Below are 15,541 nucleotides of genomic sequence, written 5' to 3' on the forward strand. Positions count from 1 at the left end.
AAATGGGTGCTTTAGAGATTTTACAAAAACTCATCACTTATCCCACAATCACCCCCAAAGAGTGTGGAATCTATGAATATATTTGCTCTCTTTTGCCTAACTTTGAAGTCATGAGATTTGATAGAGGGGAGACAAAAAATCTCTTTTTGCTCTGCAGAAGTCCTAATCCCAATGCTAGGCATTTATGCTTTGCAGGACATATCGATGTCGTCCCAGCAGGGGAGGGGTGGGAGAGTGATCCATTTGTGCCAACGCTAAAAGAAGGCTATCTTTATGGCAGAGGGGCTCAAGATATGAAGGGGGGAGTGTCGGCATTTTTGAGTGCATTGCGTGAGGTTACTCCCCAAGAGCTTACACTCTCAGTCTTGCTTACAAGCGATGAAGAGGGGGAGGGCAAAGATGGAAGTCGCTATGTTTTAGAAGAGCTAGAGAGGGCAAATCTCTTGCCTCATTTTGTGATTGTGGCAGAGCCTACAAGTGAAGAGAAAATCGCAGATATGATAAAGATAGGCAGAAGAGGCTCTATCAATGGGGTTTTAAAAATCTTTGGAGAGCAAGGACATGTGGCATATCCAAGCAAATGTAAAAATCCTGTGGAGATTTTGGGAGCAAAGCTAGGAGAGATAGCAGGAGTGGAGCTAGATAGTGGAGATGAGTTTTTTGAGCCTAGCAAGATTGTGATTACTGATATTCGTGGGGGAATGGAAGTTTGCAATGTAACTCCAAGTGAGCTAAAGATAATGTTTAATGTGCGAAACTCTACCCTCACAAATGCCAAAGATATAGAGGAGTATTTAGAAAAGGTGCTATCTCAAATCCCTCATAGCCTAGAGCTTAATGTTAGCTCCCTTCCTTTTATGACTTCAAGCTCAAACTCTCTAGTGCAAACCCTTATCTCAAGTATCCAAGCAGTTAAGGGCTACACCCCAGCTCTAGGAAGCACAGGGGGGACAAGTGATGCAAGGTTTTTCGCCCAATATGGAATCCCTGTGGCTGAACTTGGAGTGCTAAATGATAGGATTCACGCCAAAAATGAGAATGTTAGTGTCGAGGATTTACAAGATTTAGCAAAAATTTTCAAAAATTTTATTTTATCTTTTGCAAAGGAGAGCAAGTGAAAGAAGCAAGAATTGATATTACTCAAAGTGTGTGTCAAGATCCTCTAAACAAAGTCAAATCAGTCTTGGAGCAACTCAGAGAGCAGAAAATCTCTGTAAGCAAGATTGAGATTTTGGGAGATAGTGAATTGGCTTTAGAGAGTGTGGAGAATTTTTTGATCAATAGTGGTTATATCTTTGAGACTTCAGGCAATGGAGAGCAGTTTGCTATCCTTGTCAAAGGCAAAGAGGAGATAAAAATTGAGGCACTAGAGGAGAAACCCATAGAGTTTGAAGACAAAATTTTGCTTTTCAGAGATGATCGAATCGGAGAGGGAGAACTAGGCAAAAAACTTGCTGATGGATTCCTCTCTCAACTCACTCTAAGCCACAAACTCCCCAAAGAAATTATCTTCCTTAATCGTGGAGTTTTACTCTGTGCTGATAGTCGTAGAAATGCCAATATCCTCAAAGATTTACAAAACCTAGAGCAAAAGGGAGTAAAGCTCTTGCTTTGTCGCACTTGTTTGGAGGCTTTGAGGGTGAAAGAGAGTGTGGCAGTAGGCAAGATTTCCAATGCTCAAGAGATTATGGATAGGTTGCTCTCAAGCTCTGTGATTAGCCTATAAGGAGGGAAATATGCAAAAGATGACACCTTTTGTGCGTTGTGTAGGTTGAGCTGCCAAAGTGGGTCTGGAAGACCTAAGACAAATGATGGAAGGCATACAAACTTACCAAGATGAAAATGTAATCGTGGATTACCAAAAAAGCGATGATGCAGGGGTGTATCGCTTAAGTGATGAGATAGCTTTGATTGAGAGTGTGGATTTTATCACGCCAATTGTTGATGATCCTTATATCTATGGGCAGATTGCTGCTTCAAATGCACTTAGTGATATTTTTGCGATGGGGGGAGTGGCAAAGACAGCGATGAATGTGCTAATGTGGGATCAAGCCCATATCAGCAAAGAGATGATAAAAGAGATTTTAAGAGGTGGGGCTGAGAGAGTGAGTGAGGCAAAAGTTTCACTTCTTGGAGGGCATAGTGTAGGGGACTTGGAGCAAAAATATGGACTAAGCGTGAGTGGGGTGGCAAGTCCAAACAAGATTTGGAAAAATTGCACTGCAAAAGAGGGCGATGCTTTGGTATTGACAAAGGCTTTGGGGACAGGGATATTAGCCACAGCTCTCAAAAACAATCAACTCAGCTTCAGTAAAGAACTAGAGGGGATAGAGAGTATGATTGCTCTCAATCAAAACGCTTCTCTTTGTGCCAAAGAGTTTGAAATCCACGCTTGTACCGATGTTACAGGATTTGGACTTATCGGACACTTGCTTGAGATGACTTCAGGAGATAAAAGTGTGGAGCTAGTGATGGAGAATATCCCTCTGTTTGAGTGTGTTCCAAGTCTAATCAATCAAGGCTTTATCCCCAATGGAAGCAAACAAAACCAAAGTTATTTGCTCCCTAGCGTTGAGCTATCAACCACTTCACCTTATAGCATTGCTCTCTTTGACGCTCAAACTTCAGGGGGATTGCTCCTTGCCTTGCCAAAGGCTGAAGCTCCCAAACTTGTAGAATCGCTTAAAGGAGTGGGATATACAAGAAGTGCAATCATTGGGGAGTTTGTGAGTAGGAGAGAAAAAGAGATTTATATCTTTTAGGCTAGAGAGTGTGTCAAAGCAATGATTTTATTGATAGTTTTTTCTCTATCTTGGCTTAAAAGCACATAGCTCATATTCTCCCCACCCCACAAAATCGTATCTTTGAAGCTGAAAATTCCAATGCTAGGGATTCCTAAATTATCAGCGATATGGATATTCCCTGTGCTAGGAGAGATGAGAAGATTGACTTTTGAGGTGAGTTCTACAAGATTGAGCAAATCATCATCATTGTGAAAAATGCAGAAATTTTGATGAGTGAGAAGCTCTTGAGGGAAGACACCTCTTACTTCCTCATCTTTAGAGCCAAATGTAGGAATGATGATGAAAAAATCTTCTATGAGCTTTTGGGTAAGGGTGGCGTATTCACTCAAAGCTAGATTGACTTTAGCAGCATAGCCAAAGGGGTTAATCATAATGATTTTTTTTCCTTTGATTTGAAGATTTGAGAGGAAAGAGGTGATAGTTTGTGTATTTTTGGGGAAAGTTTGGAGCTTGGGAGTGGAGATTGAGGGCTTTTGTCTAGCACCTTTTGGGCGAATGAGCCACACTAAGTCAATCAAAGTTTTTTTGATACTTTGAGGTTTGGTGATAAGATTGGCAAAGAGGGTTTTCACTCTAAAATCAAAGAGATTGTAGGGTTTGAGATAAGTTACAAGCTTTTTGGCATTGGAAGTTTTGAGATAGGTGATTGTATTTTTATCAGAGTTGCTAGAGAAGAGAAAATCTAAATGCAGTGAGTTTAGAGTAGGAATGAGATTTTCATCAATCAAAATAATCTCATCAATCCACTCAAATGGAGAGTAGAGGTTTTGAGTAATAGGATTGCAGAAAATATAGAGTTTGCACTTTGGATAAAGTGTCTTTATCCCATAGATTGCAGGGAGTGCGACGACACTATCGCCGATTTTAGAATCGATATAAAACCCTATTTGCAAAACTTCTCAAACCTCTCTAAAACTTGCTTAATGATTAGTTCCTCATCACTCTCTTTAAGCTTTTTTCTCTCTTTTGGCACGATGATGAGGTTGGCTAACTCCATATTCTCCCCTCTCCAAAGCATTGTGTCTCTTTTGCTAAAGATTCCAATCAAAGGGATTTTGAGATTATTTGCAATGTGAGCGTTCCCTGTGCTAGGGGAGATGAGGAGATTGATTTGACTTGTGAGGGCAATGAGATTGAAGAGATCAAGCGTGTTATAAAAGAGTTTGAGATTTTCTAGCTTGGGGAAGTCAAAGCTCTGGGGATTGCCCTCATAGGTGGGAATGATAAAAAGCACATTGGGATAACTCCTAGCTAGAGTGTCAATGAGCTTTAGCCACCCTTTGGGCGTGAGAGAATGGGAGCAGGTGCGAGAGTAGGGGTTGATCATCACTTTGTATTGATAACTCTTGGCATTGCACTCATCTAAAAACTTTTTGGCAAACTCAAAATGATTTTCATAAGGTTTAAGCGTGATAGGAGAGAAATCGATGTGAGAGAATTTCTCATCAAAAACTTTAGGATTGATTTCTCTCACAAGCCTTAAAAGTCGCTGATATTGAGGGGTGGGATCAAAGTTTCTAGAGATGAAAATATTGTGAAATTTTAAGCGATAGAAGTTTCTTGGACTAAGCAGACTAATCACTCTTTTGGCATTGCTTTTTCCCAAAAGATTGCAAGGGTTTTTGATAGGTTGAGTGAGGATAAATTCATCAAACTCCCAAGAGTTGATATGCTTCAAAGTCGCTTCAAAGTCATTTACGCTCAAGTCAAAAAGCTCATCAATAAAATCAAAATCTTTATAAAGCTCCATTCCGATATCGTTAGTATAAACCACAAGTTTGCAAGTGGGATAGAGGGCTTTGATAGAGTAAATTGCAGGGAGGGCAACGAGATTGTCGCCTATGAGTGCATTGCGATAGAATCCGACTTTCACTCCCACTCCTTACTCTGTGGGGGTGATAGTTTTGAGATAGACATTTTCACTTAGCATTACATACAATCGCCCCAAAATATCTTTTTTGTCTTCATCACTTAGAGCTGTGTTTTCCTCAATCCTAAGCTTCAATCTCCTCTCAATCTCTTTAGTATCATAGTCAATATCATCAAGAACATCTAAAATCGTTTGAGCCTCCAAAATATTGGTAATCTCATAGCCTTTGTTGAGATCATCATCAAGCACGACGCTAAATTCTGTGGGGTGGGTGAAAAGATTGTGCTTCATTCCTAGCACCTCTTGATATGCTCCCACTAAGAAAAAGCCTAAGAAATAATCTTCTTTGGTTACATCAACGTCGTGCAAAAATAGAGGTTTCTCACTATCAAAAGCAATCTCTCCATCGCTATCACAAGTAATATCCCATAGACTTGCACTTCTTGTAGGGCGTTTGTTGAGCCTATCAAGTGGCATTACAGGGAAGTTTTGCCCTAGTCCCCAATAATCAGGCAGACTTTGGAAAAAGGAGCAATTGAGCAAATATCGCTCTTGGACTTGCTCTTGGATTCGGATAATGTCATTGTGGTTTTTGTGCTTGAGGAGTTTGATGACTTTTTTTATCACCAAATGCACCAAAACTTCAGTATTGCTTCTATCTTGCAAATCAATATAACCCAAATCAAAAAGCGTTAGCAAAGATTCCATATGATCTAGGCTATCGTGCAAGTATTCAATCGCATTTTTTTCATTGATACTTTGATAAAGATCATTGAGCTCTTCAATGAGTGGGGGGTTTTTTTCTTTGAGTCTTAGGGCTTTCTCATCGTATTCTTGAGAGAATAGCTCAAGCACAGGAGCGATAAGCACTGCGTGAGAGGCTGCCACATAGCGACCTGATTCGATATAGATATCAGGTTCAGGCTCTTTTTTGTTTTTGGCTATTTCTCTGAGGGAAAATACCACATCTCCACTAAACTCGCTTAGAGTATAGTTGCGATTGTTTATCCCTGCGTGTTGGGTGTATTCTACTGCCAAACCTCCACCGATATTGACACAAGTGAGATTTTTTGCCCCCATTTTGCGTAACTCTGCATAGATATTTCCTGCTTCTCTTAGAGCCTTTTTGAGTGGGGAAATATCACTGATTTGGCTTCCGATATGGAAGTGAATCATCGTAAAACGCTCAATAAGGTTGTTTTTCTCTAGCAAAGAGATAGCCTCTAAAAGCTCGGTGCTATTTAGTCCAAACTTGGAGTTTATCCCCCCACTCTTTGCCCACACGCCTATTCCACTGCTATGAAGACGGATTCTAAGTCCGATATTGGGGTAGGGTGGGCTAAACTCTTGAGCGATTTCTATGATACTTTCTAGCTCATTTAATCCCTCAATCGTTAGTGTAATCTCATGCCCCATATTGGCTGCCACAAAGCCTAGAGAAATCATCTCTTTGTCTTTGAATCCATTAACCGTGATTGGAGAGTTTTTGTTGGTATAAGCCATTGCTAGGATTAGCTCAGCCTTACTTCCTGCCTCTAGTCCATAGCATCGATCACTGCTAAGCTCTACCAAAGGAAGCACAAAGTTTGGCATCTGATTGACTTTGAGAGGGAAGACAGCTTTAAAAGCCCCTTTGTATTTATACTCAGAAATAGAGCGTTCAAAACAGCTAAAAATCTTATCAATTTGGTTTTTAATCAGGTGGGGGAAACGCAGGAGTAATGGTCCTCGATAGCCCTGCTCTCGTATATCTTTGACAATGTCTATCAAGGCTGGTTTTGTCTTATCTCCAATCTTAACCACCCCATCTTCAATCACAAAATCTTGATTTGACCAAAAATTTATCCCATAATCAACCATAAAACCCTCTTAAATGCTAAAGTTTATAAGAAAGGGATTATATCGACAAAATGAGGGAAAAATATCGCAAGGAAAAAGAGCTTTTGACACAAGTAAGCAAAACTAATGTAACCAAAGGAAAATAAATCCGACTTTTTACTCAAAAATTTTACTTTTTTCTTTCAAAAATCCCCAAGTTTTTATAGAATTATCATTTTTGATTCTTTGACTCTGGAGCATCTATGGATACAGCACAATTCCAACCCATCATCAACTTCATTTGGAGCGTTGCCGATGACCTCTTGCGTGATATTTATGTCAAAGGCAAATATCGAGATGTGATATTGCCAATGACGGTGATTAGACGACTTGATGCTGTGCTTGAGCCTACCAAAGAAAGAGTGATTAAAACCTATCAGGCCTACAAAGACAGGCTAGAAAATGTCGATTTGCTCCTCACAGGCTCTCAAGGCAGTGGTATGAGTTTTTACAACTACTCCAAATTCACCCTTCAATCTCTTTGCAATGAGCCAAAAAATATTCGAGCCAATCTTGAAAACTACCTTGATAGCTTCAGCCCCAATATCCAAGACATTATCTCAAAATTCAAGTTCAAAAACCAGCTTGACACTCTTGAAGAGGCAGGAATCCTCTTTGAAGTCATTGAGCGATTTTGCTCCCCCAAGATTAATCTCTCCATCAATCCCACTCTAGACCCTCAAGGCAATATCCTCCAACAAGGGCTAAGCAACCTTGGGATGGGCTATGTCTTTGAAGAGCTGATAAGGAAGTTCAACGAAGAAAACAACGAAGAAGCAGGGGAGCACTTCACCCCTAGAGAGATTATCCAGCTAATGACTCATCTCATCTTTCTCCCCATCAAAGAGCAAATCCAAGAAGGCTCATTCCTCATCTATGACAATGCCTGTGGAAGTGGCGGGATGCTTACAGAATCCAAAGACTTCATCACAGACCCTCAAGGGTTAATCCGCTCAAATGCCTCTATCCTCCTCTATGGACAAGAGATAAACCCTGAAACTTACGCTATCTGCAAAGCCGATATGCTTATCAAAGGCGAAAATCCTGACAATATCAAATACGGCTCAACTCTTAGTGAGGACAAGCTAGGCAATCTTCAATTTGACTTTATGCTCACCAACCCTCCCTATGGTAAGTCGTGGGAGAAAGATCAAAAAGCTTTAAATGTGGAGAAAAAAGGAGGCAAAACCTCTTGCTCTGACCCACGATTCCAAGTGGGAATCACAAGCAAAAGCGATGGGCAAATGATGTTTTTGCTCAATATGGTATCCAAGATGAAGCAAACCCCTCAAGGCTCTCGTATCGCCTCCGTGCATAATGGAAGCTCCCTTTTCAACTCAGACAGCGGACAAGTGGCTATCCGCAAACACATCATAGAAAACGACTACCTAGAAGCCATCATCGCCTTGCCTACAAATATGTTCTACAACACAGGCATTCCGACTTTTATTTGGATCATCACCAACAGAAAAAAAGAAGAGAAAAAAGGCAAAGTCCAACTCATCAACGCCACAAGTGAGAAATATTACTCCAAGATGAAAAAATCCCTAGGCGACAAACAGCACCAAATGGACTCCTCTCATATCGATGCAATCACAAAGCTATTTTTGGACTATGCTTGTGAGGGGGATGCCCTAGTGCTAGACAATGAGGACTTTGGCTACACCAAAATCACAATAGAGCGACCCAGAAACACCCAAGACTTGCTAGAAGATGAGAAGTTTAACTCCCTAGCCCAAAAAGAAACCCTCCTAGAAAAACTCACCCACCTAGAATCCCACCCCCAAGACTTCAAAGACAAAGCCCACTTCCTCTCCTATCTTGGAGTAAAACTCAGCAAAGCCGAAGCCAACCTCCTCATAGACAGCGACAAGACAAGCAACACAGAGAAAATCCCTCTCAAAGTCGATATAGACACCTACTATCAAAACGAAGTCAAACCCTATGTGCCAAACTCTTGGATAGATTATGAAAGTGCAAGTGTAGGCTATGAAATCCTTTTCAACAAATACTTCTACACCTACACTCCCCCACGAAGTATGGGGGAAATCAAAGCAGAGCTAGAGAGCCTAGAGAGTGAAGTGCAAAGCTTGCTTAGTGAGATTTTACAATGAGTCTGGCACCACAGAGCATTGTCTATAAAGAGAGTGGAATCCCTTGGCTAGGGAAGATTCCTAAGCATTGGGAAATGAGGAGATTAGCTAGTTTTGGTTCTTTTTCAAAAGGAGGAAATATCTCCAAGGGGGATTTATCAGATAGTGGAAATTCTGTAATCTTGTATGGAGATATTTATACAAAATATGAAATTAAAACAAGCAATCTAAAATCCAAAGTGGAAAAGGACTTAGAATCTTTATCAACCCCTATTTATAGTGGAGATATTCTTTTTGCAGGTTCAGGAGAAACAAAAGAAGATATAGGCAAAGCCGTTGTATATCAGGGAGATGAAAAGGCATTTGCTGGTGGAGATATTATTATTTTTAGACAAGTTGAAAATAATAGCCTATTCTTATCCTATTGTCTTAATAGTCAATATGCTAAGACATTTAAAGCTATAGAATCAAAAGGGGAAATTATCGTTCATATTTATACCTCAAATTTGAGAGATTTAAAAATCCCCCTTCCACCCCTTCAAGAACAAAAAGCAATCGCAGATTTTCTTGATAAAAAAACTCATCAGATTGAAGAGTTTATCGCCAAAAAGCAAAAGCTTATCACTCTCCTAGAAGAGAAAAAGCAAACCCTCATCAATCAGTGCGTTACCCAAGGGCTTGATTCTTCAATCTCTCTCAAAGATAGTGGAGTGGAGTGGCTTGGAAAAATCCCTACACATTGGGAGATGAGAAAAATCAAACATATTGCATCGACAAATATAGGATTGGTTTATTCTCCAAATGACCTTACTAAGAGCAGTGTCAATAGCGTTGGTATTTTGCGTTCAAACAATATCCAAGGAGGAAAAATTAACTATCTCAATTTGATTTACATCGGTTCTGAAAAAGTTGGAAAGAAGCAAATTGTTTCAATTGGCGATTTGCTAATGTGTGTAAGAAATGGTAGTGAGGCTCTTGTAGGAAAAACAGCAAAAATTACAAAAAATAATTTTTCTTTTGGTGCTTTTATGGCAATCATTAGAAGTCCATACAATGATTATCTTTATTGGATTTTTCAAACCGATTTGCTTAGAAAATCTATCGCAAACTTTTCTGTTTCTATAGGCATTGGACAGATTTCTCAAGAAGATATAAAAAATTTTATTTTTTCATTCCCTCCCCTTGAAGAGCAAAAGGCTATTGCAGAATATTTGGATACGCAGATAGCAAAAATAGATTTGGCAATCTCAAAAATCAAATCCCAAATTAATCTCATCAAAGAATACAAATCCACCCTCATCTCCGAAGCCGTATGCGGAAGGGTGGGGAGATGTTAACGCGATTCTAGTGGAATCAAAAAAATAAAAAGAAAGGAAAAAAATGGTTATTGATATTAAGCAAATTTCAGACTTGGAAATCTTAAAGGAAAGGATTTTGCAAGGAGAAAAGATTGAAATAAGAGAATTTTGCGTATCAGATTGTTTGATAAAACTTGGCAATGGAAGATTTCAGTCCTATAAAGAAAAAACCTTTAATGATGATATGGCAAAAGTTGTAATTGAGTTTCAAAAAAGCTATACAAGGTTTTTGAAAGAACTCAAAAAAGAGTTTAAGATAGAGATTCCAGCAGGTGCTGAAAAGATTACCTTTGAAGTTTCTAAGGGTAGTATAGAGTTTCTTAATCCTGAAATTTTTTCTTTTTTAAAGGAGGTTTTCAACAATATGGAGAGTGGAGATATCGCAGTTGTATTGTGTGTACTGATTGGGGCATTTTGTGGTGGATATGCTTGGAAAAAGAAACTAAATAAGGATATGCTTGAAATAGAAAAAAAGACAGAAATTGAAAAACAAAAGATTGCAAAAGATGAAAAGCAAGATGTCTTAAAAATTGCTGAAAGTGCTTTAGAATTATTGAAAAATACAAAAAATAACGCTAACTTTGAACGAGCTAGTAATGGATACAAAGAGGCAATCATTAATCAATTGGAAGATGATGAACAAGTTTCTTTTTTGCAAGAGAGAACTCTTGTTAGACAAAATGCTAGTGAATTTTTAATTTCACAGACACAAGAGGATAATGAGCAAGAAATTGAGGAGATTCAAGAAGTTTCTCTACGATACTATAATTTCAAAAATAAGAGATTTAAAATCGATGGTATAAGTTGTGAAGCAAATTCAGATATTTTGACTCCAGATAAGCGTATAAAGCTAATGTCGTTTGCTGATAGTGGTAAAAAAATTCAGCTCAAACTTAAGTTTCTCAAAGATAGTAAAGGCAAAGATAAAGAGGTGTATATCCTTGATTGTATTTTGTAGTCTATTGACCTATGCTACCTATCCCAAAAGGGAAGCCCTCCTTGAGGTCTTGTCAATAGCTAGGAACCTTTGAGAGGAATTATAACAAAAATGTTTTTGAATTTTAGAGATAACACAAGGATTAAAAATGACTAATTACAAAGAAAAAGATTTAGAAGCCTTTATTGAGGAATATTTGCTTTCTCACTCCTATGTCAAGCGAGAGGATAGCGACTATGACAAAGCCCTATGTCTTGATAGCAAAATGTTCTATGAGTTTATCCACTCTACTCAGAGCAAGGCAATTGAAGAGCTTTCAAGGCGTGGGGTTAAGGATTGGCAAGGAGCCTTGCTTAAGCGAGTGGTTTCTGCTATCAGAGATAGAGGTATCCTCAAAGCCCTTCAATCCCCTCTAGAAGTCAGTGGTGTGAAATTCACCCTTCTCTATCCCAAACCCTCTACAGATTCTAACCCCACAGCTCTAGAGAACTACTCTTGCAATACCCTCTCTCTCATCCGTCAGCTCCATTACAGCTCACAGAACAACAACTCCCTAGATATGGTGCTTTTCCTCAATGGAATCCCCATCATCACAATCGAGCTAAAAAACCCATTTACAGGACAAAATGTCTATCACGCCATAGAGCAGTATAAGAGAGACAGAGACCCTAGAGAGCCACTTTTTGATCGCTGTATCGTGCATTTTGCACTTGATAGTGATTTGGTATATATGACTACCAAGCTTCAAGGAGTAAAAACCTTCTTTCTCCCCTTCAATCGTGGGCTAAACAATGGCAGTGGAGCCATAGGGTGCAAAAATGGTGCAGGAAATCCCCCAAGTGAAGGGATAAAGACAGCCTATCTATGGGAGAGAATCTTCTCCAAAGATATTTTGATTCCCTTAGTGTTAGATTTCGTGCAGGAAGTGGATGGCAAAATCATCTTCCCAAGATACCATCAGTTTGATGTGGTGGAAAAGCTTCTTGAGGATGTCAGAGAGAGGGGAGTGGGAGGACGCTATCTTATCCAGCATAGTGCAGGAAGTGGCAAAAGCAACTCAATCTCTTGGCTCTCTCACGCTCTTGTGGGATTACATAGAGTGAGAGAAGATGGAGAGTTAGAACTTGTCTTTGATAGCGTGATAGTGGTAACTGATAGAAGAGTGCTTGATGCTCAAATCCGAGAAAATATCAAGAAATTCTCCCACACCAAAGGTATCGTAGAGGCTATCACCGATGGGAGTCGTCATCTCAGAGAGGCTCTAGAAGAAGGTAAGAAAATCATCATTTCCACCATTCAGAAATTCCCTCATATCCTTGATGAGATGTTGCAGGTAAAGGGCAAAAGATTTGCAATTATCATTGATGAAGCTCACTCTAGTCAGAGTGGCACTTCGGCTCAAAAGCTAGGAGAAGTCATCAGGGACAGAGAAGAGAGTAGTGAGGATAAAATCATAGAAATTATCAAAAACAAAAAGCTCCAGCCAAACGCTTCTTATTTTGCATTCACCGCTACGCCCAAGCCTAAAACTTTGGAGATGTTTGGCACACCTTATGAGATAGATGTGGTTCAGAAATTTATCCCTTTCCACCTCTACTCAATGAAACAAGCCATAGAAGAAGGATTTATCCACGATGTGCTGAGGGGATACACCACTTACAATAGCTACTACAAAATCGCCTCAAGTGTTGAAGATAATCCTATGTTTGACAAGAAAAAAGCCAATGCCAAAATCAAGCGATATGTAGAGAGTGATGAGAATGCAATCGCCAAAAAAGCAGAGATAATGATCGATCACTTCTATGCCAATATCCATAAAAGAATCGGAGGAAAGGCCAAAGCAATGGTGGTTACTAGCTCTAGGGAAAATGCTGTGAAATACTTCTTTGCCTTCAGGGAATATCTCAAGAGCAAGTTTCCCCCTTATGGTGTTTTGGTAGCGTTTTCAGGAGAAGTAGTGATTGATGGAGAGAGCTATAGTGAGAGTGGGCTAAATGGCATTAGTGAGGCAAGACTAAAAGAAGAGTTTGAGAAAGACAAATATCGCTTCTTAATCGTGGCTGAGAAATATCAAACAGGCTTTGATCAACCTCTATTGCATACGATGTATGTGGATAAGCGACTAAGTGGGGTGAGTGCAGTGCAAACCCTCTCAAGGCTCAATCGCACTTGCAAAAACAAAGAAGATACCTGTGTGCTTGATTTTGCAAATACTCATGAGGAGATTGGAGAATCTTTTAGCACTTTCTATGAGCAAACATTCCTAGGAGAACCCACCGATATCAACAAAATCTTTGATCTCAAAAGCAATCTATTTGAATATGAGGTTTTCTATCAAGAAGAGGTAGATGAGTTTGCAGAGATGATTTTAAGAAGAGAGAGGGAGAATACTATCCACGCAAAGCTTGATGTAATGGTGGCTAGATATGAGGCCTTAGGGAGTGATGATACTAGATTGGAGTTTTACAACAAGGCAAAAACTTATCTCAAAGATTATTCTTTCCTAGCTCAAATCTTGCCATTTGAAGATGTAGAGCTTGAGAAAACCTATATTTTGCTTAAAAAACTCATTGCCAAACTCCTCCTACCTAGGGCTGAAGATTTGGCTAAAGGGATATTAGATAGTGTGGATTTTGAGAGTTATCGAGTTCAGCTAGATAAAACACTAGATATTGCTCTTGAGGGTGAGGGAGAGCTTAAGCCCTCACAAGCTGATGGCACTAGCAGAATGCCTGAGGCAGAGCTAGAGGGACTTATGGAAATCATCAGAGAGTTCAATGAAAAGCACGGAGTGGAAGACTGGGGAGAGGAGGATAAACTAGCCAAAGGACTTGTCTATGTCCAAGAGCAGGTTGAGGCCAATCAACAACTTCTCAAAACCGCTCAAAATTCTGACAAACAAAACGCTCAAATTGTGTTTGAGAAAGTGTTGTCTGAGAGTATGCAAAATGTTCTTGACATACACTTTTTTCTCTTTCAACAATTCAATGACAACAAAGAATTCAAAGAGCGTATCACACGCAAGATGTTTGATATGTGGTATGACAAGATTGGTGCAAGGATGGAGAGATGAAAAGAAGCGTCTCACAGAGTTTAAGAAATGAAAGTTTTTATAAAAGTTTGCATAACAACATCAAAGATATAAAAAATAAAAATAAAATAATTTCTGCTATAATCACACCACAAATCAAGGCAGTAACCCTCTAAGTCTTTTTTCTAGAATTCCTTTGGCACAAAGTCAAAGCCTCTAGAATAGGCGTCATCATAGTTGAGAGTGGCGATCCCTTGATCCTTGTTTTCTAAAAAGGGATTATTGGTGTTCTGTCTGCAAAAAAACAAAAAAGTCGCCGTGATTGTTGATGGATCTTTTTTTAGAAAACGATATTTTGATTATTACAAAAAGAACTACTCCAATACGAGTCCAGAAGTTTTTGCAAAAGCTATTCATACCCATTCATTAAAGCACATCCAAAAAAATAAGGGAGAGGAGCTTTATAGGATTTATTATTATGATTGTCATCCATTTAGCACCAAAGCTCATTATCCAAATTCAAAAGGAATGAGAATCTATAAATCAGAGGAAACAGAAACATTTAAATTTCAAACAGAACTTTATAAAAAACTGATTGATCTTCCATGTTTTGCTTTAAGATATGGTTATCTTAACCCCAAGAATGCTCATTGGGATATTGTGGAAAAAAAGAAAATTGATGTATTGAAGGGAAAGATTAGAATTGAAGATTTGCAAGATCAAGATTTTGTCTTTACAGCAAAACAAAAAGGAGTAGATATCAAAATCGGAATCGATATAGCAAGTTTGTCAATCAAAAGGCTTGTTGAAAAAATAGTTTTGATTACTGGAGATAGCGATTTTATACCAGCAATCAAACTTGCTAGAACTGAGGGAGTTCAAGTTGTTCTTGATCCAATGGGGAATCCTATTACACTAGAGATGAGAGAAAATATTGATTTCCTTACCACAAAGTTGCTCAATTTTAAAAAATAACAAATGTTTTTGTCTTCATTTTTCCACTGCTCCACTTTGACCAAATCTAAGTTAAAAGATAAAAGGCGATTATAATGATCTACTTTGAAAACCAAAGCAAACTAAATCTTCAAAACCTAGAGTTTGAAAAGATCCTCTCCTATCTTGGCATAGAGCGTGAGGTGGAGGTGTATATCTTAGAAGATGAAGATATGGCTGAACTCAACTTCACTCATAGGGGAAAAGAAGGGATTACTGATGTGCTTTCATTCCCTTGTGAGGCAGTGGTGGAGGGATTGCCACTAGGAAGTATCGTGATGAGCTCTACCCTCATAGAGCAAAAGGCTAGAGAATACTCCCATAGCTTAGAATCTGAAGCTACACTTCTTTTCATTCACGGCCTTTTGCACTTGCTAGGCTATGATCACGAAGTGGATAATGGAGAGCATCGAGAGAGAGAAAAAGAGCTGATTGAAGTCTTTGATTTGCCTAAAAGCTTGATTGTGAGAAATACTATTTAGAATCCTTTGCTAGTCTTTTGTATAAAAAAATCCAAAGGAGAAAAATGAATAAGTTTGCTTTAATGTTTCTAACTTGTGTCAGTTTGTGGGCAACC

General features: G+C 39.0%; 13 protein-coding genes. 10 read left to right on the top strand and 3 right to left on the bottom strand.

What is annotated here, in order from left to right; translation table 11 throughout:
* Positions 1 to 2: 2 nt before the first annotated feature.
* From dapE to selD, 3 genes are read left to right on the top strand one after another with little or no spacing between them, the layout of a single operon-like run.
* Positions 3 to 1,118: a succinyl-diaminopimelate desuccinylase gene (gene dapE, locus CQA58_RS02035; RefSeq protein WP_115569055.1), complete on the top strand. Its 1,116-nt coding sequence runs from the start codon at positions 3 to 5 to the stop codon at positions 1,116 to 1,118.
* The gene (yedF, locus tag CQA58_RS02040) at positions 1,115 to 1,726 is read left to right on the top strand and encodes a sulfurtransferase-like selenium metabolism protein YedF (protein WP_170126718.1); all 612 of its coding nucleotides are present in this window, start codon (positions 1,115 to 1,117) and stop codon (positions 1,724 to 1,726) included. Before dapE ends, yedF begins: the two co-directional genes overlap by 4 nt.
* Positions 1,727 to 1,784: 58 nt before the next feature.
* Complete coding sequence (gene selD / locus CQA58_RS02045; RefSeq protein WP_147288591.1) at positions 1,785 to 2,762, top strand: selenide, water dikinase SelD; 978 nt, start codon at positions 1,785 to 1,787, stop codon at positions 2,760 to 2,762.
* Here the strand turns inward: selD and CQA58_RS02050 are convergent.
* From CQA58_RS02050 to speA, 3 genes are read right to left on the bottom strand one after another with little or no spacing between them, the layout of a single operon-like run.
* Positions 2,759 to 3,697 carry a glycosyltransferase family 9 protein gene (locus CQA58_RS02050; protein ID WP_115569058.1) on the bottom strand — a complete coding sequence of 313 codons (939 nt, stop codon included), beginning with the start codon at positions 3,695 to 3,697 and terminating at the stop codon, positions 2,759 to 2,761. The genes selD and CQA58_RS02050 overlap by 4 nt on opposite strands.
* Positions 3,688 to 4,677 (bottom strand): glycosyltransferase family 9 protein, encoded by a 990-nt coding sequence (locus tag CQA58_RS02055; protein ID WP_115569059.1) that lies wholly within the window; start codon positions 4,675 to 4,677, stop codon positions 3,688 to 3,690. Before CQA58_RS02055 ends, CQA58_RS02050 begins: the two co-directional genes overlap by 10 nt.
* Before the next feature lie 9 nt (positions 4,678 to 4,686).
* On the bottom strand, positions 4,687 to 6,534 hold the full coding sequence (gene speA, locus CQA58_RS02060; protein ID WP_115569060.1) for an arginine decarboxylase: 1,848 nt from the start codon (positions 6,532 to 6,534) through the stop codon (positions 4,687 to 4,689).
* A 221-nt stretch (positions 6,535 to 6,755) separates the two neighbouring features.
* Here speA and CQA58_RS02065 point away from each other — a divergent pair, with 221 nt between their 5' ends.
* From CQA58_RS02065 to ybeY, 7 genes are all read left to right on the top strand, one after another.
* Positions 6,756 to 8,666, top strand: a complete 1,911-nt coding sequence (locus tag CQA58_RS02065; RefSeq protein WP_115569061.1) for a type I restriction-modification system subunit M — start codon at positions 6,756 to 6,758, stop codon at positions 8,664 to 8,666.
* Positions 8,663 to 9,982, top strand: coding sequence for a restriction endonuclease subunit S (locus tag CQA58_RS02070; RefSeq protein ID WP_115569062.1), 1,320 nt, complete (start codon positions 8,663 to 8,665; stop codon positions 9,980 to 9,982). The genes CQA58_RS02065 and CQA58_RS02070 overlap by 4 nt, the downstream gene beginning before the upstream one ends.
* A 43-nt stretch (positions 9,983 to 10,025) precedes the next feature.
* Positions 10,026 to 10,961 (top strand): hypothetical protein, encoded by a 936-nt coding sequence (locus tag CQA58_RS02075; RefSeq protein WP_115569063.1) that lies wholly within the window; start codon positions 10,026 to 10,028, stop codon positions 10,959 to 10,961.
* A 127-nt stretch (positions 10,962 to 11,088) separates the two neighbouring features.
* The gene (locus CQA58_RS02080; protein WP_115569064.1) at positions 11,089 to 14,013 is read left to right on the top strand and encodes a type I restriction endonuclease subunit R; all 2,925 of its coding nucleotides are present in this window, start codon (positions 11,089 to 11,091) and stop codon (positions 14,011 to 14,013) included.
* Positions 14,010 to 14,147 (top strand): hypothetical protein, encoded by a 138-nt coding sequence (locus tag CQA58_RS08200; protein ID WP_170126720.1) that lies wholly within the window; start codon positions 14,010 to 14,012, stop codon positions 14,145 to 14,147. Before CQA58_RS02080 ends, CQA58_RS08200 begins: the two co-directional genes overlap by 4 nt.
* 109 nt (positions 14,148 to 14,256) lie before the next feature.
* Positions 14,257 to 14,946, top strand: coding sequence for an NYN domain-containing protein (locus CQA58_RS02085; protein WP_245942740.1), 690 nt, complete (start codon positions 14,257 to 14,259; stop codon positions 14,944 to 14,946).
* A 74-nt stretch (positions 14,947 to 15,020) separates the two neighbouring features.
* Positions 15,021 to 15,446 carry an rRNA maturation RNase YbeY gene (gene ybeY, locus CQA58_RS02090; RefSeq protein WP_115569065.1) on the top strand — a complete coding sequence of 142 codons (426 nt, stop codon included), beginning with the start codon at positions 15,021 to 15,023 and terminating at the stop codon, positions 15,444 to 15,446.
* Positions 15,447 to 15,541: the final 95 nt, after the last annotated feature.

Origin of the sequence: Helicobacter brantae, from assembly GCF_003364205.1 — a bacterium.
Classification (GTDB): Bacteria; Campylobacterota; Campylobacteria; order Campylobacterales; family Helicobacteraceae; genus Helicobacter_G; species Helicobacter_G brantae.